This is a genomic window from Oleispirillum naphthae, from assembly GCA_027864655.1.
Lineage (GTDB): Bacteria > Pseudomonadota > Alphaproteobacteria > Rhodospirillales > Rhodospirillaceae > Oleispirillum > Oleispirillum naphthae.
Genome location: JAQAZG010000008.1, coordinates 36,532 through 61,275, shown reverse-complemented (window position 1 = coordinate 61,275; position 24,744 = coordinate 36,532). Strand labels below are relative to the sequence as shown.

General features: G+C 69.0%; 22 protein-coding genes and 1 tRNA gene. 6 read left to right on the top strand and 17 right to left on the bottom strand.

Annotated features, from left to right (window positions below; genetic code table 11):
- Position 1: 1 nt before the first annotated feature.
- Positions 2-847 (bottom strand): 2,3,4,5-tetrahydropyridine-2,6-dicarboxylate N-succinyltransferase, encoded by an 846-nt coding sequence (dapD, locus tag O7R11_RS10065; protein ID WP_337997384.1) that lies wholly within the window; start codon positions 845-847, stop codon positions 2-4.
- Between the two features lie 61 nt (positions 848-908).
- On the bottom strand, positions 909-1,643 hold the full coding sequence (locus O7R11_RS10060; protein WP_337997383.1) for a pyrimidine 5'-nucleotidase: 735 nt from the start codon (positions 1,641-1,643) through the stop codon (positions 909-911).
- Positions 1,644-1,787: 144 nt separating this feature from the next.
- Here O7R11_RS10060 and O7R11_RS10055 point away from each other — a divergent pair, with 144 nt between their 5' ends.
- Together O7R11_RS10055 and O7R11_RS10050 are read left to right on the top strand one after the other, a co-directional pair.
- Positions 1,788-3,524, top strand: a complete 1,737-nt coding sequence (locus O7R11_RS10055) for a sensor domain-containing diguanylate cyclase (protein WP_337997382.1) — start codon at positions 1,788-1,790, stop codon at positions 3,522-3,524.
- Between the two features lie 18 nt (positions 3,525-3,542).
- The gene (locus tag O7R11_RS10050; RefSeq protein WP_337997381.1) at positions 3,543-4,832 is read left to right on the top strand and encodes a DUF2336 domain-containing protein; all 1,290 of its coding nucleotides are present in this window, start codon (positions 3,543-3,545) and stop codon (positions 4,830-4,832) included.
- Between the two features lie 2 nt (positions 4,833-4,834).
- Here O7R11_RS10050 and O7R11_RS10045 read toward each other — a convergent pair whose 3' ends face one another.
- Positions 4,835-5,524 (bottom strand): fused DSP-PTPase phosphatase/NAD kinase-like protein, encoded by a 690-nt coding sequence (locus O7R11_RS10045; RefSeq protein WP_337997380.1) that lies wholly within the window; start codon positions 5,522-5,524, stop codon positions 4,835-4,837.
- Positions 5,525-5,878: 354 nt separating this feature from the next.
- Here O7R11_RS10045 and O7R11_RS10040 point away from each other — a divergent pair, with 354 nt between their 5' ends.
- Positions 5,879-7,675: an ABC transporter ATP-binding protein gene (locus O7R11_RS10040; RefSeq protein WP_337997379.1), complete on the top strand. Its 1,797-nt coding sequence runs from the start codon at positions 5,879-5,881 to the stop codon at positions 7,673-7,675.
- 166 nt (positions 7,676-7,841) lie between these two features.
- Here O7R11_RS10040 and O7R11_RS10035 read toward each other — a convergent pair whose 3' ends face one another.
- Positions 7,842-8,045, bottom strand: coding sequence for a 4-oxalocrotonate tautomerase family protein (locus O7R11_RS10035; protein ID WP_337997378.1), 204 nt, complete (start codon positions 8,043-8,045; stop codon positions 7,842-7,844).
- Positions 8,033-8,203 (bottom strand): YbfB/YjiJ family MFS transporter, encoded by a 171-nt coding sequence (locus O7R11_RS14970; protein WP_420792985.1) that lies wholly within the window; start codon positions 8,201-8,203, stop codon positions 8,033-8,035. Before O7R11_RS14970 ends, O7R11_RS10035 begins: the two co-directional genes overlap by 13 nt.
- A 65-nt stretch (positions 8,204-8,268) precedes the next feature.
- On the opposite strand from O7R11_RS14970, the gene O7R11_RS10030 reads away from it, so the two are divergent.
- Positions 8,269-9,429 (top strand): GGDEF domain-containing protein, encoded by a 1,161-nt coding sequence (locus O7R11_RS10030; RefSeq protein WP_337997377.1) that lies wholly within the window; start codon positions 8,269-8,271, stop codon positions 9,427-9,429.
- Positions 9,430-9,443: 14 nt separating this feature from the next.
- Here the strand turns inward: O7R11_RS10030 and O7R11_RS10025 are convergent.
- From O7R11_RS10025 to miaA, 11 genes are all read right to left on the bottom strand, one after another.
- A tRNA-Lys gene (locus O7R11_RS10025) sits at positions 9,444-9,519 on the bottom strand.
- Between the two features lie 62 nt (positions 9,520-9,581).
- Positions 9,582-10,748 carry a rod shape-determining protein RodA gene (gene rodA, locus O7R11_RS10020; protein WP_337997376.1) on the bottom strand — a complete coding sequence of 389 codons (1,167 nt, stop codon included), beginning with the start codon at positions 10,746-10,748 and terminating at the stop codon, positions 9,582-9,584.
- 2 nt (positions 10,749-10,750) lie between these two features.
- Positions 10,751-12,628 (bottom strand): penicillin-binding protein 2, encoded by a 1,878-nt coding sequence (gene mrdA, locus O7R11_RS10015; protein ID WP_337997375.1) that lies wholly within the window; start codon positions 12,626-12,628, stop codon positions 10,751-10,753.
- Complete coding sequence (gene mreD / locus O7R11_RS10010; RefSeq protein WP_337997374.1) at positions 12,625-13,149, bottom strand: rod shape-determining protein MreD; 525 nt, start codon at positions 13,147-13,149, stop codon at positions 12,625-12,627. Before mreD ends, mrdA begins: the two co-directional genes overlap by 4 nt.
- A gap of 22 nt (positions 13,150-13,171) precedes the next feature.
- A complete protein-coding gene (gene mreC / locus O7R11_RS10005; RefSeq protein WP_337997373.1) occupies positions 13,172-14,125 on the bottom strand; it encodes a rod shape-determining protein MreC in 954 nt (317 codons plus the stop codon).
- Between the two features lie 86 nt (positions 14,126-14,211).
- The gene (locus tag O7R11_RS10000; protein ID WP_337997372.1) at positions 14,212-15,252 is read right to left on the bottom strand and encodes a rod shape-determining protein; all 1,041 of its coding nucleotides are present in this window, start codon (positions 15,250-15,252) and stop codon (positions 14,212-14,214) included.
- 186 nt (positions 15,253-15,438) lie between these two features.
- Positions 15,439-17,019 carry a 2-isopropylmalate synthase gene (locus O7R11_RS09995; RefSeq protein WP_337997371.1) on the bottom strand — a complete coding sequence of 527 codons (1,581 nt, stop codon included), beginning with the start codon at positions 17,017-17,019 and terminating at the stop codon, positions 15,439-15,441.
- 401 nt (positions 17,020-17,420) lie between these two features.
- Positions 17,421-18,440, bottom strand: a complete 1,020-nt coding sequence (gene ilvC, locus O7R11_RS09990; protein ID WP_337997370.1) for a ketol-acid reductoisomerase — start codon at positions 18,438-18,440, stop codon at positions 17,421-17,423.
- Positions 18,441-18,497: 57 nt separating this feature from the next.
- Positions 18,498-19,022: an acetolactate synthase small subunit gene (gene ilvN / locus O7R11_RS09985; protein ID WP_337997369.1), complete on the bottom strand. Its 525-nt coding sequence runs from the start codon at positions 19,020-19,022 to the stop codon at positions 18,498-18,500.
- Between the two features lie 65 nt (positions 19,023-19,087).
- Positions 19,088-20,851: an acetolactate synthase 3 large subunit gene (locus tag O7R11_RS09980; RefSeq protein ID WP_337997368.1), complete on the bottom strand. Its 1,764-nt coding sequence runs from the start codon at positions 20,849-20,851 to the stop codon at positions 19,088-19,090.
- A gap of 254 nt (positions 20,852-21,105) precedes the next feature.
- Positions 21,106-22,116 (bottom strand): tRNA (adenosine(37)-N6)-dimethylallyltransferase MiaA, encoded by a 1,011-nt coding sequence (gene miaA / locus O7R11_RS09975; protein ID WP_337997367.1) that lies wholly within the window; start codon positions 22,114-22,116, stop codon positions 21,106-21,108.
- Here miaA and serB point away from each other — a divergent pair.
- Both serB and msrB read left to right on the top strand, forming a co-directional pair.
- Positions 22,115-23,080: a phosphoserine phosphatase SerB gene (gene serB, locus O7R11_RS09970; protein ID WP_337997366.1), complete on the top strand. Its 966-nt coding sequence runs from the start codon at positions 22,115-22,117 to the stop codon at positions 23,078-23,080. The two genes, miaA and serB, sit on opposite strands and share 2 nt — an antisense overlap.
- A gap of 47 nt (positions 23,081-23,127) precedes the next feature.
- Complete coding sequence (msrB, locus tag O7R11_RS09965; RefSeq protein ID WP_337997365.1) at positions 23,128-23,496, top strand: peptide-methionine (R)-S-oxide reductase MsrB; 369 nt, start codon at positions 23,128-23,130, stop codon at positions 23,494-23,496.
- A 152-nt stretch (positions 23,497-23,648) separates the two neighbouring features.
- Here the strand turns inward: msrB and O7R11_RS09960 are convergent, their stop codons facing one another.
- Positions 23,649-24,731 (bottom strand): BMP family ABC transporter substrate-binding protein, encoded by a 1,083-nt coding sequence (locus O7R11_RS09960; RefSeq protein WP_337997364.1) that lies wholly within the window; start codon positions 24,729-24,731, stop codon positions 23,649-23,651.
- Positions 24,732-24,744: the final 13 nt, after the last annotated feature.

Sequence of the window (24,744 nt, the reverse complement as noted above, 5' to 3'; positions counted from 1 at the left end):
CTCAATCACGCAGCAGGTCGTTGATCGACACCTTGGCGCGGGTGCCGGGGTCCACCTTCTTGACGATCACCGCGCACGCCACCGAAGGCCCCGGCGTGCCGTCGGGCAGCGGCTTGCCGGGCAGCGAGCCGGGCACCACCACCGAATAGGCGGGCACGCGGCCGCGGAAGATCTCGCCGGTGTCGCGGTCGATGATCTTGGTGGACGCGCCGAGGAACACCCCCATGGAGACCACCGCGCCTTCCTCGACGATGAAGCCCTCGGCCACCTCGGAGCGCGCGCCGATGAAGCAGTTGTCCTCGATCACCACCGGCCCGGCCTGCAACGGCTCCAGCACGCCGCCGATGCCGACGCCGCCGGAGAGGTGCACGTTCTTGCCGATCTGCGCGCACGAGCCGACGGTGGACCAGGTATCGACCATGGTGCCGGAACCGACGTGCGCGCCGAGGTTGACGAAACACGGCATCAGCACCGCGCCCGGCGCGATGAACGCGGAGCGGCGCACCACGCAGCCCGGCACGGCGCGGAACCCGGCGGCGCGGAAGCGCGCATCGTCCCATCCCTCGAACTTCGAGGGCACCTTGTCGAACCAGTTGGCGGCCTTGCCCGGCGCGCCCGCGATCGCCGCCATGTCGTTGAGGCGGAAGGACAGCAGCACCGCCTTCTTCAGCCACTGGTTGACCACCCAGCCGGAAGCGCCCTTTTCCGCCACCCGCGCCTCGCCCGCGTCGAGCAGGCCGAGCGCGGCTTCCACCGCGTCGCGGACCTCGCCCCCGGTCTGGAAGCCGACGGCCTCACGGTTGTCCCAGGCGGCCTCGATGGCGGCGGAAAGCGCGGCGGTGTTCATGACGGGAATCCTTGGAATGGAGGGTGGCTCTCCCGCGACCTTAGACGAGGGACGCGGCCTGTCAACCTTTGCCGCACGCGGCGAGCACCGCATCCAGCCAGGCGGCCAGGTCCTCGATCTCCGCATCGCAGTCCGCCGGATCGTGGAGGTCGGTGCCGGCGGTGCTGCGCACGTTGCTGAGCCACACCGTCTTCATGCCGCGCGCCGCGGCGGGCGGCAGGTTCTTCAGGCTGTCCTCGATCAGCGCCGCCTGCGCGGGGTCGAAGCCGAAGGCGGCGATCAGCCGGTCGTAGGAAGCGCCCTGCGGCTTCGGCACGTAGCCCGCGGCCTGAATGTCGAACACCCCCTCGAAGACGCCCGCAAGCCCCAGCCGCGCCAGCACCGCCTCGGCATGCGCCGCCGAGCCGTTGGTATAGACGATGGCGCGCCCGGGCAGGCGGCGAATCGCCGCGGCCAGGGCCGGGTCGGGGACGATCACCGAGTGGTCGATGTCGTGCACGTAGGAAAGAAAGGGCTCGGGCTCCATGCCGTGCTCCGCCATCAGCCCGGCGAGCGAGGTGCCGTATTTGCGGTAGTACGACTTCTGCACGGCGAAGGCGTCGGCGGGCTCCATCTTGAGGAAGCGCGCGATGTAGGCGGTCATCCGCCGGTCGATCTGGTCGAAGATCGGCGACGTCGGCGGATAGAGCGTGTTGTCGAGATCGAACACCCAGACCCGCACGGCGGCGGCGAAATCGGCGGGGGACAGGCTCGCCCGCGCGGCGGGCACGGGATCGGCGGCGGGGAACCTGGACACGCAGACGGACCTCAAGTTAATGGACTTGACGAAAAAACCGGCACTCCCACAATACGAGGAGCCGGCGGGAACCGACACGATAGACCGAAACCGGCCGCGCGGGAATCCCCCGCGCACTTCCACGCACCCGATGAGGAGATGCCCGTGTCCAAGGCGCCAGAACCCGCGCGCGGCGCGCCCGGGAATGCGGAGACCCCCGACGCCGTGCGCATCCCCTGCGCGCGGATGGCGGGCGAGGACGCCTGCATCCTCCTGCTCGATGCGGAGGACCGCTGCGTGCACGCCACGCCGCTCGCCGCGCCGCTCGCGCCGCTCGTTTCCGCGCCCGAGGCGGAACCCTCCGCCGCCGACCAGACCACCCTGCCGGAGCTGATCCGCACCGTGCGGCGCACCGGCCGCGTCGCCGCGGGCACCGTCGGCGCGCCGGACGAACGCCTCGACCGGGTGTTCGACCTCTCGGTCATCCCCGCGGCGGAAGACGGCATGCTGCTGATCGTCGGCCACGACGTCACCCTGCCCACCAGCATGCGCCGCACCCTGGTGGAATCGCGGCAGCGCTACAAGGATCTGGTGGAGGTGTCCGCCGCCTTCGCGTGGGAGACCAACGCCAAGGGCACGCTCGTCTTCGTCAGCCCGCAGGGGGTGCTCGGCTACACCCTCGACGAGCTGATCGGCCACCGCCCGGCGGAACTGCTCGCCGAGCCGATGGACAGCGGCAGCGTGCTGCCCTTCGTCACCCGCCAACCGCTCGCCGACTCCGAGGTGTGGATGCGCCGCGCCGACGGCAGCGCGGTGTGCCTGCTGGTTTCCGCCCTGCCGCTCTACGACGAGGCGGGCGGCTGGACCGGCGCGCGCGGCGTCTGCCGCGACATCACCGACGTGCGCGAGCGCGACATCGCGATCGCCCGGGCGCGCAACCGCGAGCGCCTGCTCAGCTTCATCGTGCGCTCCTTCCGCGACGAGGTGGACCCGGAGAACATGCTCGCCATCGCCGCCGCCACGGTGGCGCAGGGCATCGGCGTTTCCGGCTGCAACATCCTGCGCATCAAGGCGGCGGACGGCACCCCCGCGCCGCTGTCGCCCGAGGCGTTCTCCATCGCCGCGGCGTTCGGCCGCCTCGGCTCCTCCGACGACCTCGCCCTGGTGGTGCGGGACTTCTGCTCCGGCCTCGACGTGGTGGAGGTGGGCATCGACAAATGGAACGTGCTCGCCGCGGCGACGCGCTACCGCCAGTCGGTCAACGGCGCGATCATCCTCTGGCGCGAACTCTCCCGCGTGCCCTACGACGACGACGACCGCATCCTGCTCTCCGACCTCTCCGCCCAGGTCGGCATCGCCATCGAGCAGATCAGCAACCACGACCACATCCTCGCGCTCAGCCGCACCGACGCGCTCACCGGGCTGTTCAACCGCCGCGCCTTCATCGAGGAGGTGGAGCGCCGCACCGCGCGCCTGCGCCACGAGCGGCGCTCCGCCGCGCTGGTCTACGTCGATCTCGACAACTTCAAGATGGTCAACGACGTGCACGGCCACAAACGCGGCGACGATGCCCTGATGGCGGTGAAGCGCCTGCTGCTCGCCGGCACCCGCCCCACCGACCTGGTGGCGCGCCTGGGCGGCGACGAGTTCGCGGTGTGGATGGACGGCGCGACCTACGAAATCGCGGAAACCAAGGCGCAGCGCCTGCTCGCCTCGGGCACCGCGCTGGAAAGCTTCTCCGGCAGCACAGATCGGGTCTTAAGCATGTCGCTCGGCATCGCCATATATGACCCGGACAGCGACGAGGGCATCGACGCCCTCCTGTCGCGCGCCGACGGCGCGATGTATTTGGGCAAGCACTCGGGGAAGGGCTCCTACCGCATCGCGCCCCCGGCATCGTAAGCGGATAGGAATGCGGCCATGGAAATGAACCGTCTGCTGGCGCGCCTCCTCTGGGGTTCGGGCGACGACGCCGCCGAGCGCTTCACCTACGAGGAGGCGAAACGCCTCGCCAACCATCCGGACCCGGAGGTCCGCCGCTCCCTGGCGCGGCGGCCCGACGTGGTGCCGGAAATCCTCTACTTCCTCACCGCCGACCCCGACCCCGAGGTGCGCCGCCACATCGCCGCCAACACCGCCGCGCCGCGCCAGGCCGACCTCAAGCTGGCGCAGGACGCCGACGCCGAGGTGCGCGCCGACCTCGCCCGCAAGATCGCCCGCCTCGCCCCCGGGCTCTCCGCCGCGGAACAGGACAAGGTGCGCCAGAATACCTACGACGCCCTGGCGCTCCTCGCCCGCGACCAGCTGCCGATGGTGCGCCATGTGCTCTCCGAGGCGCTGAAGAGCGAACCCGGCGTGCCGCCGGAGGTGATCGGACGCCTCGCCCGCGACATCGAGATCATCGTCGCCGCGCCGGTGCTGGAATTCTCCCCGGTGCTCACCGACGCCGACCTCATGGACATCATCCGGATGAGCCCGGTGGCGGGCGCGCTGTCGGCGATCGCGCGGCGCGCCAACCTCGCCGCGCCGGTCTCCGACACCATCGCCGCCAGCGCCGACGTGGAGGCGATCGCCGAACTCCTCTCCAACGAGAGCGCGCAACTGCGCGAGGAGACGCTGGACGCCCTGGTCGCCCGCGCCCGCACCCTGCCGCGCCTGCACGAACCCCTGGTGCGCCGCCCGCACCTGCCGCAGGGCGCGGCGCGCAGGCTCGCCACCTTCATCGCCGACAGCCTGCTCACCGTGCTCGCGGCGCGGCGCGACCTGCCGCCGGAAACCGTGGAGGCGGTGCGCCACGCGGTGCACGAGCGCCTCGCCGAGCCGCCGCCCGCCGCCGACGCGATGGAACGCCGCCGCGCCGAGGTGGACGTGGAAATGGACAAGGCCCGCCTGTTGCGCGACAGCGGCCAGCTCACCGATGCCCTGGTGCTCGATGCGCTCGCCTCCGGCCACATCGCCTTCGTCAAGGCGGCGCTCGCGGTGCGCGCCGACCTGCCGGTGCCGGTGGTGCTGCGCATCCTCGCCTCGGCGAGCGCCAAGGCGGTCACCGCGCTCTCCTGGCGCGCCGGGTTCGACATGGACGCAACCGGGATGATCCAGACGCGGCTGGCGCACATCAGCCCGGATGCGGCGCTGCCCGGCAGCGGCCGCCTCTTCCCCCTCACCGAGGGAGAGATGAACACCCAGATCGCGGTGTTCGAAAGCGAGTAGGGTTATTCGCGGCGCAGGATCTTGTTGACGAGGAGACCGGCGAACCAGCCCTCCTTGAAGCTCTTGTCCAGGGCCTCGCGGTCGTAGGCGCTCCCCACCCAGGGGACGAAGCTCTCCCTCTTGCCGTCGGTCTGCGCCAGGAAGGTCTCGAAGAAGTGGTCGATCACCCCGGTCTTGGCCTGCTTCACGTGGCCGTAGGCGAGGGAGAGGTGCACCCGCATCGCCTCGCGCAGCGGCACCCCCTGGTGCAGGAACAGGTAGAGCGTGGACATGAAACCGGCGCGGTCCGCCCCCGACTTGCAGTGCAGCAGCATCGGATAGTCCAGGGTCTTGAACAGGCCCGCGGCGGCAAGCAGGGTCTCGCGGTCCAGCGGGCTGCGCGAGCGGATCGGAAAGTCGATCAGCGTCAGCCCGAGGCGGGCGCACGCCTCGCGCTCCAGTTGGTACGCCCCGCAGGTGTCGCGGCGGCCGCGCAGGTTGAGGATCGTCGCCACCCCCATGTCGCGGGCGCGGCGCAGATGCTGCGGCGCAGGCTGCGCGGCGCGCCAGACGTTGTCGCTCACCCGGTGCAGGTTCCAGTAGACGTCGCGGATGAAGCCGTGGTCCACCAGCCACATGTCGAGAAAGGCGCGGCGGCGTTCGCGCGGCGTCAGCTCCGGCGCGGGCGCCGCGGAGATCGGCAGATCGACCAAGAAAACACCCTCCTCATCGGTTCGCCGCTCAACATAATGCGCGGCGCGCGCGCCTGCAAAAAACAAAACGTCCCGGAGGGTCGCGGACCCTCCGTACCTCCCATAACCTGGTTTTTGCGCGTAGCGCCATGAGCCCGTGCGTCGGCAACGGGAGGTGTTGCCTGCCGCTGCGCGGCGAAAACTTACGGGGGGCGTGGGGGGATCGTAGCCGTTCGCCGAAGGCGACGGAAGCGCCCAGTGGGCGTTTCCGAGGCGGAGATGTCCCCTCGCAAAGTTTTTGTGTTGCCGCACGCGTCTAGCCATGGCCGGGGGTGTTGGTGTATCAAACATCTCACACCAGCGGAACAGGATAAGATGACCGAGAGCCCCACCCCCGAGACCCGCATCGCGCTCACCGACGACCGTTCGTTCGCGCTGATGCGCCGCCTGTTCCGCGAGGCGGCGATGCCCTACCTCGGCTACATGGCCGCGGCGGTGGTGTGCATGGCCCTGGTGGCGGGCACCACCGCGGCCAGCGCCTGGCTCCTCGACCCGGTGGTCAACAAGGTGTTCGTCGAACGCGACCGCGCCATGCTGTGGATGATCGGCGGCGCGGTGATGGGGGTGTTCGCGGTGAAAAGCCTGGCGAGCTACCTGCAGGACGTTCTGCTCTCCCACGTCGGGCAGAACATCATCGCCGACACCCAGGCGCGCCTCTTCGCCCGCGTCATCGACCAGGAGGTGGCGCTGTTCCAGGACCGCGCCTCCGGCTCGCTGGTGTCGCACTTCACCTACGACATCAACGCCATGCGCATCGCGGTCTCCAGCGCCTTCATCGGCATCGGCCGCGACTTCCTCTCGGTGGTCTTCCTCGTCGGCGTCACCTTCTACCAGGACTGGCTGCTCGCCTGCGTCAGCCTCCTCGCCGCGCCGATCTCGGTGCTGCCGATCCAGCGGCTTTCCAAGCGGATGCGCCGCGTCGCCCGCCAGACGCAGGAGGAAATGGGCGGCCTCAACACCTCGCTGTCGCAGACCTTCCAGGGCATCCGGGTGATCAAGGCCTTCGGGCTGGAGGCGTTCGAGCGCGCGCGCATCAAGGGCCTGGTCGCCTCGCTGCGCGACCTCGCCATCCGCGCCACCCGCATCGAGGCCGCGGCCCAGCCGATCATCGACGTCTTCGGCGGCGCGGCGATCACCGCGGTGATCGTCTACGGCGGCGCACGGGTGATCGACGGCGCGACCACGCCGGGCGCGTTCTTCTCGTTCATCGCCGCGGTGCTGATGGCCTACCAGCCGCTGCGCTCGCTCTCCAAGATGAACGTCTCGATCCAGACCGGACTGGCCGCCGCCGCCCGCGTCTTCGCGCTGATCGACCGCACCCCGGCGCTGGTGGAAGCGCCGGAGCCCCTGGCGATGCCGCGCGCCTCCGGCGCGGTGGAATTCGAGGCCGTGCGCTTCTCCTACAACGGCATCGACTTCGCGCTCAACGGCGTCTCCTTCACCGCGCCCGCGGGCGGCATCACCGCCCTGGTCGGCCCCTCGGGCGCGGGCAAGAGCACGGTGTTCGGCCTCATCCCGCGCTTCTACGACCCGGAGGAAGGCCGCGTCCTGGTCAACGGCATGGACGTGAAACTGGCAAGCTTCTCCACCCTGCGCGACGCCATCGCCATCGTCAGCCAGGAGGTGGTGCTGTTCGACGACACCGTCGCCGCCAACATCCGCTGCGGACGGCTCGACGCCACCGACGAAGACATCCGCGAGGCCGCCCGCGCCGCCGCGGCGCTCGACTTCATCGAGGCGATGCCGCAGGGCTTCGAAACCCGCGTCGGCGAACATGGCCTGCGCCTCTCCGGCGGCCAGCGCCAGCGCATCGCCATCGCCCGCGCCATCCTCAAGGACGCGCCGATCCTGCTGCTCGACGAGGCGACCAGCGCCCTCGACACCGAATCCGAACGCCTCATCCAGGGCGCGCTCGCCGAGCTGATGAAGGGCCGCACCACCATCGTCATCGCGCACCGGCTCTCCACCATCCGCGACGCCGACGTCATCCACGTGTTCGACAAGGGCCGCGTGATCGAAACCGGAACCCACCACGCCCTGCTCGACAAAAGCGGCCTCTACGCCCGCCTCCACGCCCTGCAGTTCGCCGACGCGCCGGAGCCGCAGGGGTAAAACTCTGCGAGGGGACTCGGTCCCCTCGCGCACCCCATAACTTGGTTTTTCGCCGCGCAGCGGCAGACAACCATCACGCCGCGCGATGGCCCTCTCGCGCTGCGCGCAAAAACCGAAAGTTACGGGAGGCGTGGAGGGACCGAGTCCCTCCACAAAGTTTTGGTTTTCACTTCGCCTTCGCCCGGCGCACGGTGACGCTTTCGCCGCCGATGCCCCAGTTGTCGGTGCCGACTTCCTCGATGATGACGATGGTGGTGGCGGGATTCTTGCCGAGCACGTCGCGCAGCAGCGCGGTGGCTCCGGCGATGAGTTCGGCCTTCTTTTCCGGCGTGGCGCCTTCGGGGGTGATCTTGATGTTCACGAGGGGCATGGGTTCCGTCTCCCGGTTTTGTAGATGAGGACCAGAGCGCCGAGGCAGACGCAGGCGGCGCTTCCCTGCAGGGCGATGCCGAAGTTGCCGGAGCGTTCGGCGGACCATCCGGCCAAGAGTGGACCGAACGCCTGTCCGACGCCATAGAGCGCGGTGATGTGCCCTTAACACACGGCTTAGGTGCCCTTATATCTCCGCCTGGCCTCAACACGCCGGAGATGCGATGCACGGCCCGACCCTGATCGTCACTCTCGTCCTCGCCGTCACCTTGACCGCGGGGGTGCTGGCGCTGCTGCACCGCATGCATCCGGGGATTCCCGGTCCCGGCGCCTGGGCGGCGGGCACCGGCCTGATCTCCGCGGGGCTCGCGCTCTCCCTCTTGCGCGGCATCCCGCTGCAGTTCGCCGCGCTGCTGGCGGGCAACGCCGCGATTCTGCTGGGCTGCGGCCTGCTGTTCGTCGGTTTCCGGCGGTTCTATGGCCTGCCCGGGCGCACCCTGCCGGTTCTCACCGTCGCCTTTCTTTTCACCGCGCTGATCGCGACGCAGCCCGACCTCAATGCGGGTGCCGATCTGCGCGTCGTATTCGAATCCATCGGCTGCGGAATCCTGCTCGGCGGCAGCGCCTGGACCCTGGCGCGGCGGCGGCGCGGCGCGGCCGGCGGCCTCGCTCTGCTGCTGTTCGCCGCCTACGGCCTGTTCCATTTCTTCCGCGCCGCCTGGACCCTGGCCCATCCCTCCGGCATCGACTACCTGCAGGCCGGATGGGTCACCGCGGCGACCCTGCTCGGCGGCATCGCCTTCAGCATGATGATGGCTGCCGCGTTCACCCTGATGGTGTCCGAGCGCCTGCGCATCGACCTCGCGCGCCTGGCCAGCCACGACGCGCTCACCGACCTGCTCAACCGCCGCGGCTTCGAGACGGTGGCGGAAAAGCTTCTCGCCGAGCGCGCGCCGCGACGCATCTTCGCGGTGCTGATGATGGACCTGGACCGCTTCAAGCGGATCAACGATACCCACGGCCACGAGACGGGGGACAGGGTGCTCGCCCACTTCGCCCGCGTGATCGACGCCCACCTGCGCGACGAGGATGTGTTCGCCCGCCTCGGCGGCGAGGAGTTCATCGCGCTGTTGCCGGATTGCCCGCTGCCGCGCGCCGTGGAGGCGGCGCAGCGCCTGCGCGCCGCTCTGGCCGCCGCGCCGTCCGCGCCGCCGGTGACGGTGAGCATCGGCGTGGCCGCGGATACCACGGCCACGGCCACGCTCGCCGATCTGCGCCGCCGCGCCGACGCCGCGCTCTATGCCGCCAAGGCGCAGGGCCGCGACCGCGTGGTGGCGGAGGAGCACGCCGCGAAAGACCTAAAGGCCCCAGCCGAACCCGGCTGAGGCCTTTTTGGGAATGGTGGGCGCGCACGGGCTCGAACCGTGGACCCGCTGATTAAGAGTCAGCTGCTCTACCAACTGAGCTACGCGCCCGCAAAGCGAGGAGCGTTTTATAGGGGGTTCATCCCCGCTCCGCAAGCAAAAAAACCGGCCTTTCACGGTTCGTCGCCGCCGCCGCGGCGCCCGAGATGGAGGTCGCGGTGGACGTTGACGCACTGCACCAGGCCGAAGCCGCACATCAGGGTGAGCATCACCGTGCCGCCGTAGGAGATCAGCGGCAGCGGCACCCCGACCACGGGGATCAGGCCCATCACCATGGCGATGTTGATGAACACGTAGAGGAAGAAATTGGCGGTCAGCCCGAGCGCGAGAAGCCGCCCGAAGTGATGGCGGCAGCGCAGCGCGATGACCAGGCCGAACACCACGATCAGGGTGTAGAGCGACAGCAGCGCCAGCCCGCCGACCATGCCGAATTCCTCCGCCAGCATGGTGAAGATGAAGTCGGTCTGCTTCTCCGGCAGGAAGTTGAGATGGCTCTGCGTGCCCTGCATGAAACCGCGCCCGAACACCCCGCCGGAACCGAGCGCGATTTTCGATTGCAGGATGTGATAGCCCGCGCCGAGCGGGTCGCGTTCCGGATTGATGAAGGTGAGCACGCGGTTGCGCTGATAGTCGTGGAGCATGCCCCAGCCCACCGGGATGGCGGCGAGCCCGCCCGCGAGCACCACCGCGAACTTCCACAGCCGCACCCCGGCGGCGAAGAACACGATGCCCGATCCCATCATCAGCATCAGGGCGGTGCCGAGGTCCGGCTGCTTGAGGATCAGGCCGACCGGGGCGAGGGTCATGAGAAGCGGCGCGATCAGCGACACCGGGCGGCCGATGTCCTCGATCGAGAGGCCGTGGAAATAGCGCGCGAGGCTGAGCACCAGGGCGATCTTCATCAGCTCCGAGGGCTGCAGGCGGATCACCCCGAAGTCGATCCAGCGCTGCGCGCCCATGCCGATCACCCCCTTCACGTCCACCGCGACGAGCAGCACCAGGCTGATCGCGTAGAACACGTAGGCATAGCGCAGGTAGACGCGGATGTTGATCAGCGCCAGCGCCAGCATCGCCAGGATGCCGATGCCGAAGCGCACGATCTGGCGCGACGCCCAGGGCTCCCACTGGCCGTTCGCCGCGGAATAGAGCATGAAGAACCCGGCGGCGGCGACGATGGAGATGAGGAGGATGTAGGTCCAGCTGATCTGCCGCAGCTTCTCGCCCAGCGTCATGTCCTGCTGGTGCAGGCGGTCCTGGAGGGAGCGGAAGTCCTTCGGCATGCCTAGACCTCCACTTCCGGCAACGGCTGCGGCCCGCGCGGCCGCGAGGGATCGCGCTTCAGCGCTTCCTTCATGATGTCCGAGGCGATCGGCGCGGCCACCGCGGAGCCGCCGCCGCCGTGCTCGACGACGACGGCGCAGGCATAGCGCGGCGCGTCCGCCGGGGCGAAGGCGATGAACAGCGCGTGGTCGCGCTCCTTCCACGGCAGGGCGTCGTTCTTCAAAACGCCGGTGGTCTCGCGCTCCTTCATGGTGATGCGGCGCACCTGCGAGCTGCCGGTCTTGCCCGCCATGCGCTGGCCGTTCACGTCGAAGGCGGAGCGGTGCGCGGTGCCCGCGGGGTTGTTCACCACCTCGTACATGCCGCGCCGCACCAGGGCGACCGACTTGGGGTTCACCCCCACCGGCGCGAGGGCGGCGGCGCCGATCGGCTTGAGCCCCGCGGTGGTGACCGTCTCGCGGGTGAGCCGCGGCTTCACCGCCATGCCGCCGTTGGCGATGCGCGCCGCCATCACCGCGAGTTGCAGCGGCGTAGTGAGCACGTAGCCCTGGCCGATGCCGGCGTTCAGCGTCTCGCCCGGCAGCCACGGCTGGCCGTTGAACGCGCGCTTCCAGGCGCGGTCGGGGATCAGGCCCGAGACCTCGTTCGGCAGGTCGATGCCGAGCGGAGAGCCGAGGCCGAAGCGCCGCGCCACGTCGGCGATGCGATCGACGCCCACCCGGCGCGCCACCTCGTAGAAATAGACGTCGCAGGAGTGCTGCAACGCCTCCACCATGTTGACCGAACCGTGGCCGCGCTTCTGCCAGCAGTGGAAGCGGTGCTCGCCCAGGTCCATGTAGCCGGGGCAGAACACCGTCTGCTCCGGCGAGATCACCCCGGCCTCCAACGCCGCCATGGCGACGATCACCTTGAAGGTGGAGCCGGGCGGGAACTGCGCCGAGATGCACTTGTTGCGCAGGGGCGCGCGCTCGTTGGTGATCAGCGCGCTCCATTCCTCCGGCGTCAGGCCGCGGTTGAAGGCGTTGGGATCGAAGGAAGGCGTCGAGGCCATCACCAGGATTTCGCCGGTGTGCACGTCGATCACCACCGCGGCGGCGCTCTCCTCGCCGATGCGGTCCACCGCGAACTGCTGCATCTCCAGATCCAGCGTCAGGGTGACATCGACGCCCGGCGTGCCTTCCTTGCGTTCGAGTTCGCGGATCACCCGGCCGAGCGCGTTGACCTCCACCTTGGAGTTGCCGCCCCTGCCGCGCAGCGCGAGATCGTAGATCTTTTCCACCCCCGCCTTGCCGATGCGGAAGCCCGGCAGTTCCAGCAGCGCCTCGCCGGTGAGGTCCTTTTCCGACACGCTGGAAACGTAGCCGAGAACCTGCGCGCCGCCGTCGCCATAGGGGTAGTAGCGGGTGAGGCCCTCGTCGATCACCACGCCCGGCAGATCGGGGGCGTTGATCTGAATCTGCGCCATCTCCTCCCAGGAGAGGTTCTCCTTCACCTGCACCGGCATGAACGCGCGCTTGCGCTCCACCTCGCGGCGGATGCGGGTCTTGTCCTTGTCGGTGAGCGGAATGATCATCCCCAGCGCATCCAGGGTCTGCATCAGGTCCGGGGTCTGCTCGCGCACCACGAGGACGCGGAAGTTCTGGCGGTTCACCGCCATCTCGCGGCCGAAGCGGTCGAGGATGAGGCCGCGCGGCGGCGGCAGCAGGCGCAGGCTGATGCGGTTCTCGTCGGCGAGAATGCCGTAGCGCTCCGCCTCGGTCACCTGCAGATAGTACATCCGCCCGGCGAGCGCCATGGTCAGGCCCGTCTGCCCGGCGGCAAGCATCATCGCCCGCCGGGTGAACAGCTTGCCGCGTTCGCTGTCGCGCGCGCTGCTCATGGTTCCTCCGCCAGCAGGCCGCGCTCGATGACGCCGCAGACGCCGTAGATGAGCGGGAAAACCGCGACGCTGAGAAGCGCGGAGATCAGCACCTGCCCCACCGGCGCGACGATGCCCAGCACCGCCGCCGCGATCAGCCAGGAGACCACCGCCGCGGCGAAGGCGACGAGGGCGAAGCCCCACCAGTGCACGACGAACGGCTTGCCGAGGAAGAAGCGCGCCTGGGTGGACACCCCGGCGCGGGTGAGCAGCAGGGTGAAGGTGGCGAGCCCCAAGGGCACGCCGGTGATCAGGTCCTGCATCAGGCCGATGACGAAGGCCGAGCCCATGCCGAACAGGGCGGGGCGGTGGATCGACCAGAAATAGACGACGCACAGGGTCAGGGACGGCATCAGCGAGTTGAGCCGCGGCACATGGGTCTGCGTCGCCATGAACATCGCGGCGAGGAACGCGGTGACGAAGGGCAGGGTCTGGCGCAGCGTCAGATCGAACTTCTGCTTGAATGTCTTTTCGATGATCACCGCAACCATCCTTCCCGCAGCGTCACGGCCCGGCGCCTTCGGCGGCGGGCTGGACGTCCTTCAGGCGCTGGGTGCGGCCGCGCTCCCGCGCCGCCTTCAACGCCTCGGCCTGGGCGGCGCGGCTCTCCTCGTCGAGGCTGCCGAGAATGCCGGAGAGGCCGAAATCGACGATGCGCACGACCTCCAGGCGGTCGCGGTCCATGAACGGCTGCACCCGGATCACCGTGTCGTCCACCGCCGAGACCACCCCCACCGGAATCCCCGGCGGCAGCGCGCCCGCGTGCCCCGACGTCACCACCCGGTCGCCGGGGGAGACGCGCGCCCCCGCGGGCACGTAGATGAGGCGCGGCTTTTCGGTGTTGTTGCCCGCCAGGATGGCGCGGGTGCGGGTGTTTTCCAGCACCACCGGCACCCGCGAGGTGATGTCGGTGATCAGCACCACGCGCGAGGCGTGCCGCCCCACCTGCGCCACCCGGCCGACCAGCCCCTCGCCCGCCAGCACCGCCATGCCCTTGCGCACGCGGTCCTGGCTGCCCGCCGCGATCAACAGCGAATGGGCGAACGCGCCGCCGGTGTCGCCCATCACCCGGGTGGCGAAGGCGCTCGCCGCGGGCGGCGGACGATAGTCGAGCAGGGATTGCAGCTGGGCGTTCTCCGCCTCCAGGCGGCGCGCCATGTCGCGCCAGCGCAGGAGCTGCTGGTTGTCCTCGCGCAGGTGCGCGTTCTCGGCGCGCAGGTTGGCGAGGTCGCGCACCGTGTCGGCGACGCGGGAAAGCGCGCCCGCGGGCTGGGAGAGGGCGCGGATCACCGGCGCCATGGCATCGACGACGACGCCGCGCATGCGCTCCACCAGGATGGTGTCGGCCTTGCCGAGCAGCATCAGGCCGAAGGCCGCCACCACCAGCGTCGCAAAGGCGAAACGCTGGAACAACAGCCGGGCGGTATGCCACCTTCCGGGAGCGGCGCTGGGTTTCACGCACAGATCTCCTCAAGCACGATCATGCCGTGACGTTGCGTAGCCTACCGTATGCCCCTCCCGCGGCCGCGCCATCGGCGCGGCGTTCAGTACATGCGGGAAAGCACGTTGCGGAAGGTCTTGGGGTTGTCGAGGGCGCGGCCGGTGCCCAGGGCGACGCAGGTCAAGGGATCGTCGGCGATCGACACCGGCAGGCCGGTTGCGTGCCGGAGCACGAAGTCGAGGTTCGACAACAGCGCGCCGCCGCCGGTGAGCACGATGCCCTTATCGACGATATCCGCCGCGAGTTCCGGCGCGGTATGTTCCAACGCCACCTTCACCGCGTCGATGATCTGGCTCACCGGTTCGGCGAGGCTCTCGGCGATCTGCCGTTCGGAGAGGACGATCTCCTTCGGCACGCCGTTCATCAGGTCGCGGCCCTTGATCTCCATGGTGCGGCCCTCGCCGTCCTCGGGCGGGCAGGCGGAGCCGATTTCCTTCTTGATCCGCTCGGCCGAGCTTTCGCCGACCAGGAGGTTATGGTTGCGGCGGATGTAGCCGATGATCGCCTCGTCCATCTTGTCGCCGCCGACGCGCACCGAGCGGGCATAGACGATGCCGCCGAGGGAGAGCACCGCCACTTCCGTGGTGCCGCCGCCGATATCCACCACCATCGAGCCGGTCGGCTCGGTCACCGGCAGCCCGGCGCCGATCGCCGCGGCCATCGGTTCCTCGATCAGCATCACGCTGCGCGCGCCCGCCGCCTCGGCGGATTCCTGGATGGCGCGGCGCTCCACCGCGGTGGAGCCCGACGGCACGCAGATCACCACCATCGGCGAGGCGAAGCTGCGGCGGTTGTGCACCTTGCGGATGAAATGCTTGATCATCTCTTCCGCCACCTGGAAATCGGCGATGACGCCGTCGCGCAGGGGCCGGATCGCCTGGATCGAGCCCGGGGTGCGGCCGAGCATCAGCTTGGCCTCCTCCCCCACCGCGAGAACATGGGTGCGGCCCCGCTCCTCGGCGATGGCGACCACCGACGGCTCGTTCAGAACGATGCCTTTTCCCTTCACGTAGACCAGAGTGTTGGCCGTGCCCAGATCAATGGCGATGTCGCTGGACAGCCATCCCGTCAGCCTGGAAAACATTCGTCCTCGCTTTTACCTTTCGACGCCCGAAGCGCCCCGTCCCAAGACCCGCATCCGTCGTTTCCCCCCGCGCTATGCGCGAATGCCGGGGACGGACCCCGGCATTCTTAGCACAAGTCGTGCGGCTTGGCAGAGCCGATTTTCATTATCGACATTTTCGTAAGCGCGGCAAGACGCCCCCTTCGGTCAAACCGCGATGCCTCCGGGAATCTGCCTCTCCCGCTTCACCAGCAATTTGTTGAGCGCATGGATATAGGCCTTGGCGGAGGCGACCATGGTGTCGGTGTCCGAACCCTGGCCGTTCACCGACTTGCCGGCCTCGCGCAACCGCACCGTCACCTCGGCCTGCGCGTCGGTGCCCTTGGTCACCGCGTGCACCTGGTAGAGCTCCAGCACCGTCTCGTGCGGCACCAGGGCGCGGACCGCCTTGAAGATCGCATCCACCGGGCCGTCGCCGGTGGCGTCCTTGCTCGCCGTCTGGCCGTCGATCTCCAGCTCCATCACCGCATGCGGCGGACGGAACACCGTGCCGCACTTGACCTCCAGAGAGACCAGCTTGATGCGGTCGTGGCCGCGCATCGCGGTCTCGTCGATGATCGCGGAGATGTCCTCGTCGAACACCTCCTTCTTCATGTCGGCGAGGTCCTTGAAGCGGGTGAAGGCGTCGTTGACCGCATTGTCGCCGAGATCGCCATAGCCCAGTTCCGCCAGCTTCTGGCGGAAGGCGGCGCGCCCGGAGTGCTTGCCCAGCACCAGGGTGGACTTGGTCAGCCCCACGGACTCCGGCGTCATGATCTCGTAGGTCCCGGCGTGCTTCAGCATGCCGTCCTGGTGGATGCCGGACTCGTGGGCGAAGGCGTTGGCCCCCACCACCGCCTTGTTGGGCTGGATCGGGAAGCCGGTGATCGCCGAGATCATCCGCGACACCTTGGTGATGTGCTCGGTCTTGATGCCGGTGACGAAGGGCACGCTGTCGTGGCGGGTGCGGATCGCCATGACGATCTCTTCCATCGCCGCGTTGCCCGCGCGCTCGCCCAGGCCGTTGATCGTGCATTCCACCTGCCGCGCGCCTGCCTTCACCGCGGCCAGGGAATTGGCGGTGGCCAGGCCCAGGTCGTTGTGGCAGTGCACCGAGAAGATCGCCTTGTCGGCGTTGGGCACGGTCTCCATCACGCCCTTGATCATCGCCGCGTATTCCTCCGGCACCGCATAGCCCACGGTGTCGGGGATGTTGATCGTGGACGCGCCTGCGGCGATCGCCGCCTCGACGCAGCGGCAGAGGAAATCGAACTCGGTGCGCGAGCCGTCCTCCGCCGACCATTCCACGTCCTCCACCAGGGAGCGCGCGTAGGCGACGCTCTCGCCCACCCGCTTCAACACCTCCTCCGGCGGCAGCTGCAGCTTGTACTGCATGTGCAGCGGACTGGTGGAGATGAAGGTGTGGATGCGCTGGCGCTGCGCGGGCTTCACCGCCTCGGCGCAGCGCGCGATGTCGCCCTTGGTGGCGCGCGACAGGCCGCAGATCACGCTCGCGCCGGAGGAGCGCTCGGCAATCGCCTTCACCGCCTCGAAGTCGCCGGTGGAGGCGACCGGGAAGCCCGCCTCGATCACGTCCACGCCCATCGCCTCCAACGCCTCGGCGACGCGCAGCTTTTCTTCCAGGTTCATCGAGGCGCCGGGCGACTGTTCGCCGTCGCGCAAGGTGGTGTCGAAAATGATGACGCGGTCGGCATCGCCGAAGGCGGTCACATTGGCGGATACGGTCATTGGGAAAACTCCTGCTTCAAAATCTCATGGCAAAACGCACGCGACCCGTTTCCGGTCCCCTGAACGCCGGGCGGTGCGATGCACCAAGCCTCAAGCAGCCCAGGGGCCGATAAGTCGCAGGGCGAGGAGAAGAAGCAGGAAGGAAAGCGGCAGAACCCACACGGGAACGACCGGCGCAGTGCGGGCGATGGCCCGTGCCGTCCTGGCGTTCCTGATGTGCGTGCGATGGTGCATCGCGGTTCCACCTTTCGGATATCGAGCATTCATGTGACCCGAACCCCCGGAAAAAGGCAAGACGATTTTTTCCGGCCGAATCGATCGGTTTTTCCGAATATGGAAAAACCGCAAGGGGGCCGGAGGGCGCGCGACCCTCCGGACCCCTCGGTTTTCCGCCCGTCGCCTCAGTTCTTGGCCTTATCGACCAGCTTGTTCTTGGCGATCCAGGGCATCATCGCGCGCAGCTTGGCGCCGACCGCCTCGAGCGGGTGCTCTGCCCACAGACGGCGGGTGGCCTTGAAGCTGGGCTGGCCGACCTGGCACTCGGTCATCCAGTCGCGGACGAAGCGGCCGCTCTGGATGTCGGTGAGCACGTCCTTCATCCGCGCCTTCACCCCCGCGTCGATCACCCGCGGGCCGGAGACGTAGTCGCCGTATTCCGCGGTGTTGGAGACGGAGTAGCGCATGTTGGCCATGCCGCCTTCGTACATCAGATCGACGATCAGCTTGACCTCGTGCATGCACTCGAAATAGGCCATCTCCGGCGCGTAACCGGCCTCGACCAGGGTTTCGAAACCGGCGCGGATGAGGCTGGTCAGCCCGCCGCAGAGCACCGCCTGCTCGCCGAAGAGGTCGGTCTCGCACTCCTCGCGGAAGGTGGTCTCGATGATGCCGGAGCGGCCGCCGCCGATGGCGGAGGCATAGGCGACGCCCAGGTCCATGGCGTTGCCCGAGGCGTCCTGCGCCACCGCGACGAGGCAGGGCACGCCCGCGCCGCGCAGGTATTCGCCGCGCACGGTGTGGCCCGGGCCCTTGGGGGCGACCATGATCACGTCGAGGTCGCCGCGCGGCTCGATGAGGTTGAAGTGGATGTTGAGGCCGTGGGCGAAGAACAGCGCCGCGCCCTGCTTCAGGTTGTCGCGCAGGTCCTTGCGGTAAATCTCGCCCTGCAACTCGTCGGGGGTGAGCATCATCACCACGTCGGCCCACTTCGCGGCCTCGGCGGGGGAGAGCACCTTGAGGCCCTGGGCCTCGGCCTTGGCGGCGGACGCGGAGCCCGGACGCAGCGCGACGCACACGTCCTTGACGCCGGAATCGCGCAGGTTGAGCGCATGGGCGTGGCCCTGGCTGCCGTAGCCGACCACGGCGATTTTCTTCGACTTGATCAGTTCGACGTTGGCATCGCTGTCATAATAGACGCGCATCGGAATGCCCCTTTCGGTTCGGATGAGAGTTCGGAGTGATGTTCGGAAGAATCCGCCTTAGAGAGAGTCCGTCCCACGAGCGATGGCGGCGACGCCGGTCCGCGACACGTCGATCAGCCCCAAAGGCTCCATGAGCCGGATGAACGCATCGAGCTTGCCGGTCTTGCCGACGATCTCGAAGACGAAAGATTCGTTGGTGGAGTCCACCACGCGGGCGCGGAAGATGTCCGCGACGCGCAGCGATTCGACGCGGCGCTCGCCGGTGGAGACGACCTTGACCAGGGCGAGTTCGCGCTGCACCGACGGCCCCTCGGAGGTGAGGTCGCGCACCCGGTGCACCGGCACCAGGCGGCCGAGCTGCGCCTTGATCTGTTCGATCACCATGGGCGTGCCGGTGGTGACGATGTTGATGCGCGACAGGCGCTCGTGGTGGTCCACCTCGGAGACGGTGAGGCTTTCGATGTTGTAGCCCCGCCCCGAGAACAGGCCGATGACGCGGCCCAGCACCCCGGCCTCGTTATCGACGAGCACGGCGATGGTGTGGGTTTCGATGGCTTCGGTTTGCGTCGTCACTGTTTGCATATCCTTACCGTCCACGCGCGGCCCCCGCCGATGTATGGCGGAAACCGCGGCGCTTGCCAAGAGAATCAGACGAGGCCCTTGCCCGCCTCGGTGACCGTCGGGCCGCGGGAGCCGACCAGCTCGCCGAGCAGCATGTTGTCGTGGGTGGCGCCCGAGGGAATCATCGGGAAGCAGTTTTCCGCCGGGTCCACGCGCACGTCCACCAGCACCGCGCCGGGGGTCTCGATCATCCGCGCGATCGCGGCGTCGAGGTCGGCGGGGCGGTCCACCACCATGCCGGTGATGCCGAAGGCGTCCGCCAGCTTGGGGATGTCGGGCAGCGCCTCGGAATGGCTCTCGGAGTAGCGCGAACCGTGCAGAAGCTCCTGCCACTGGCGGACCATGCCCATGTAGCCGTTGTTGAGGATGAACACCTTCACCGGCAGGCGGTACTGCGCGGCGGTGGCGATCTCCTGCATGTTCATCATGAACGAGGCCTCGCCCGCGATGCAGGCCACCAGGCTGTCCGGATGCGCCAGCTGCACGCCGATGGCGGCGGGGAAGCCGTAGCCCATGGTGCCGAGGCCGCCGGAGGTCATCCAGTGCAGCGGCTCTTCCTGGCGGTAGAACTGCGCCGCCCACATCTGGTGCTGGCCGACCTCGGTGGTGATGTAGGTGTCGCGGTCCTTGGCCGCGGCATAGAGCCGCTCGATGGCGAACTGCGGCTTGATCACCGCCTCCGAGGGCGCATAGGCCAGGCACTTGCGCGCCCGCCAGGTCTCGATCTGCCGCCACCAGCGGGCCAGAGCCTCGCCGTCGGGCTTGCACTTCTTGGCTTTCCACGCCGCCAGCATGTCGGCGATCACCGAGCCCGCGTCGCCGATGATCGGAATATCGACGCGCACGTTCTTGTTGATCGAGGCGGCGTCCACGTCCACGTGGATGATCTCCGCCCCCGGCGCGAAGCCCGCGACGTTGCCGGTGACGCGGTCGTCGAAGCGCGCGCCGATCGCCACCATCACGTCGCAGCCGTGCATCGCGAGGTTGGCCTCATAGGTGCCGTGCATGCCGAGCATGCCGAGGAACTGCGGGTCGGAGCCGGGGAAGGCGCCGATGCCCTGCAGGGTCAGGGTGATCGGATAGCCGGTGGCGCGCACCAGCTCGGTCAGCGCCGCGCACGCCGCGGGACCGGAGTTGACCACGCCGCCGCCGCAATAGAACACCGGACGCTTCGCCGAGGCGATGAGGTCCACCGCCTTTTCGATCGCCGCGGCGTCGCCCTTCACCGGCGGGCGGTAGGACTTGTGCTTCACCTGGTGCGCCTGCACGTAGGGACCCTCGGCCACCTGCACGTTCTTCGGCAGGTCCACCACCACCGGGCCGGGCCGCCCGGTGCGCGCCACGTAGAACGCCTCGTGCATCACCCCGGCGAGCAGCTCCACGTCCTTGACCAGATAGTTGTGCTTGGTGCACGGACGGGTGATGCCGGTGGTGTCCGCCTCCTGGAAGGCGTCGGTGCCGATCAGCTGGGTGGGCACCTGCCCCGACAGGCAGACCAGGGGCACGGAATCCAAAAGCGCGTCCAGAAGCCCGGTCACCGCGTTGGTCGAGCCGGGGCCGGAGGTCACCAGCACCACGCCGACCTTGCCGGTGGACCGGGCATAGCCCTCCGCCGCGTGCACCGCCGCCTGCTCGTGGCGGGTGAGGATGTGGCGGATGTGGTTCTGCTTGAAGATCGCATCGTAAAGCGGAAGTACGGCGCCTCCCGGATAGCCGAATACGACCTCGACGCCCTGATCCACCAGGGCCTTGAGGACTATCTCCGCTCCGGACATGCGTTCCTGCATCATACCTTCCGCTCCAAAAACCGTTGCCGAATGCCAACGGCGCGGCCCGGTTCCGCCGGACGCCACGCCGCATCAACCTCTTCATCTCCTCGCCGGGGAAACCCCGTCCTCCGTTCGTCCGGCGCCTCTTTTCATTCAGGGCGCCTGAAAGAGAGCATCCTACTTATGATTTCGCGGAACCAGGGTCAATTAAAACCGACAAACATCCGGAAAGTTTTTTTCCATATGCTGCAACATTCTTTCTCGATGCTGCGGCTTCAGCGGAGAGCGTTGTCCGCCTTCGACAGGCATAGCCCTACGTTTTCCGCCAGTTTTGCGGCAAATTCCGGCGACTCGGGGGAATCCTGCGGCGGGCGCAGCACGATGTCCGCCGCGAGCTGACGGCGGAACCAGGTGAGCTGCCGCTTCGCGTAGTTGCGGGTTTCCCGCTGCGCCACCGCCACCGCCGCCTCGCGGTCCATCCGCCCGAGGATCGCGGCGATCAGCGCGGCGGCGCCGAGCGCCCGGCACACCGGCGCATCGGGAGAAAGCCCGGCGGCAAGCGCCGCCTCCGCCTGCTCCCACGCCCCGGCGGCGAGCATCGCGCGGAAGCGCCGGTCGCACCGCGCATAAAGCCACTCCCGCTCCGGCAGCAGGCTCACCACCACCGGCGGGCGGGAAAGGCCGCCCGCGTGCGGCTCCGCCTGCCAGACGGAGATCGGCTTCCCGGTGGCGCGCGCCACTTCCATGGCGCGGATCATCCGCTGGCGGTTGCCGGGGGGGATGGCGGCAGCGGCGGCGGGGTCCAGCTTCGCCAGATCTGCGGCGAAGGCCGCCGCCCCCAGGCGGTCGTAATCCGCCGCCGCCGCGGCGCGCGCTTCCGGCGGCACCTCCGGCACCGGGGCGAGGCCGGCGGTCAGGGCGCGCAGGTAGAGCCCGGTGCCGCCCACCACCACCGGCAGCCGCCCACGCCCCCAGATCGTGGGCAGCAGGCGGCGCATCCACGCCAGCCACAGCCCGGCGGCGCAGGTTTCCCCCGCCGCCAGCACGCCATAGAGGTGGTGCGGCGACAGCGCCGTATCTTCATCCGGCGGACGCGCCGTGAGGATGGACAAATCGCGATAAACCTGCATGCTGTCGGCGTTGACGATCTCGCCGCCGAGGCGCTGCGCCAGGGCGATCGCCAGCGCGGATTTCCCCGAGGCCGTCGGCCCCGCCACGATCAGGCAGGGCCCGGCGGCGGCAAAGCCGCTTTCCGCCGTCTCCGCCGAGAAAGACCGAACGCCCATGTCCCACGTCCTCACCCTGATCGCCGCCCCGAAAGTCGATGCGCCCGGCCCCGGCTCGCTCGGGCGCTTTCCCCGGGGCGTCGTCATCGCGCCCGAGGCGGTCGATGCGGTGCGCGCCGCGCTCGCCCACCTCGGCGCGGAAACCGCCGCGCCGGACTGGCTCGACGACCCCGAGGCCGCGGGCAGCGCCTGCGACATCGCCTTCGCCGAACTCAACCCCGACCAGGCGGACGCCGCGGCGCGTGCGGCCCTCACCCCCTTCTACCCGCAGGGCGGCCTCGACGTCATCGCGCAAAAGGCGGACGGGCGCAAAAAGGCGGTGCTCATCGCCGACATGGACTCCACCTTCGTCACCGGCGAAACCCTCGACGAACTCGCCGCCCACGCCGGGATCAAGGACCGCATCGCCGCGATCACCGCGCGGGCGATGAACGGCGAACTCGATTTCCGCGCCGCGCTGCGGGAACGCGTCGGCCTGCTCAAGGGACTGCCCGAGACCACCATCGACGAGACCTACGCCGAGGTCCGCTTCACCCCCGGCGGCCGCGCCGCGGTGATGACGATGCGCAAGAACGGCGCGGTCGCCGTGCTGATTTCCGGCGGCTTCCTGCCCTTCGCCGGGCGGGTGGCGAAAACCTGCGGCTTCGACCGCGTCTTCGCCAACGACCTCGTCATCGAAAACGGCAAGCTCACCGGCACCGTCGCGGAGCCGATCCTCGACCGCGACGCCAAGCGCGCCACCCTCTCCGCCACCGCCGCCGAGGCAGGGGTGGGGCTGGAGGCGGCGCTCGCCGTCGGCGACGGCGCCAACGACCTGCCGATGATCCAGGCCGCGGGACTCGGCGTCGCCTTCCACGGCAAGCCCACGGTGGTCGCCGGCGCGCGCGCCGCGCTCAACTTCGCCGACCTCACCGGCCTCCTCTTCGCCCAGGGCTACCGCCGCAGCGAATTCGTGACGGACTGAGCCGCGCACACCATATCCGGAGGAGACCCAACTCCGGAGGCCCGCCCATGCCCGCCCTGCCGCCCGAACGCCGCCGCATCCTCGAACTCTGCGGCACCGAACCGCCGTTCTCCAGCCCGCTGCTCGAAGAACACCGCAACGGAACCTTCGTCTGCGGCGGCTGCGGCGCGCCGCTCTTCTCCTCCGGCGCCAAGTTCGAGTCCGGCAGCGGCTGGCCCAGCTTCTTCGACGTCCTCGAAAAAGGCGCGGTCGCCACCCGCACCGACGCCGACCACGGCATGACCCGTATCGAGGTCACCTGCGCCAAGTGCGGCGGCCACCTCGGCCACGTCTTCCCCGACGGCCCGCAGCCCACCGGCCTGCGCTATTGCATCAACGGCCTGGCGCTCGATTTCGCGCCGGAGAAGACGGGATAAAAAAACCAGGCCAGGGCTCCGCCCTGGACCCGCCGGGGTCGCGGATCCCGGACCCCATAACTTTTGCGCGCAGGGCCATAAGACCATCACGCGGCGAAAAACAAGTTATGGGGGGTGTGGGGGGAGCGAGTCCCCCCACTGAGTTTTAGCTCTTACTTCGGCATGTCGCCGATCACGCCCTGGACGAACCAGTTCATCCGCAACAGGTCGGCGTCCGCCATCACCTTGCCGGGGGCGACGCGTTCCTTGCCCGACTGGTCCTTGATCGGCCCGGTGAAGGGGTGGAGCTTGTGGCTCTTGATCTCGTCCTCGACCTTCAGCGCCTCGGCCTTCACCGCGGCGGGCACCGCCGGGTTGAACGGCGCGAGGCGCACCATGCCCGCGTCGAAGCCGCGCCAGGTGTCGGTGGAGGTCCAGGCCCCGTCGAGCACCGCCTGGACGCGTGCGATGTAATAGCCGGACCAGTCATCGACGATGGCGGTAAGGTGGGAACGCGGGCCGAAGCGCGACATGTCGGAGGCCTGACCGATCGCCCACACCCCCTTTTCGTCCGCCGCCTGCACCGGCGCGGCGGAATCGGTGTGCTGCGCGATCACGTCCACGCCCTGGGCGATCAGCGCCTCGGCGGCCTCGCGTTCCTTGCCCGGATCGTACCAGGAGTTCACCCAGACGACGCGGACCTCGGCCTTGGGGTTGACGCTGCGCGCGCCCAGCGTGAAGGCGTTGGCGCCGCGCACCACCTCGGGAATGGGGAAGGAAGCGATGTAGCCGAGCTTGTTGCTCTTGGTCAGACGCCCGGCGGCGACGCCGGAGGCATAGCGCCCCTCGTAGAAGCGCGCCATGTAAGTGGCGAGGTTGGGCCCGCGCAGATAACCGGTGGCGTGCTCGAACTTCACCTTGGGGAACTGCCTGGCCACCTTGGCGGTGGGATTCATGAATCCGAAGGAGGTGGTGAAGATCAGCGCATGTCCGGTCTGGGCGAGTTGGCGGATCACCCGCTCGGCGTCCGCGCCTTCCGGCACGTTTTCCACATAGGTGGTCTTCACCTTGCCGACGAAGCGCTTCTCCACCGCGAGGCGGCCTTCGTTGTGCTGGTGCGAATAGCCGTAGTCGCCGATCGGCCCGACGTAGACGAAGCCGACCTTCAAGGGCTCCGCCGCAAGGGCCGAGCCCGCCGCGCCCAACCCCAACGCCAGGACCGCCGCCAGCCCCGCCCGCCGCGTCATCATCATCATGCTTCTCCCTCGT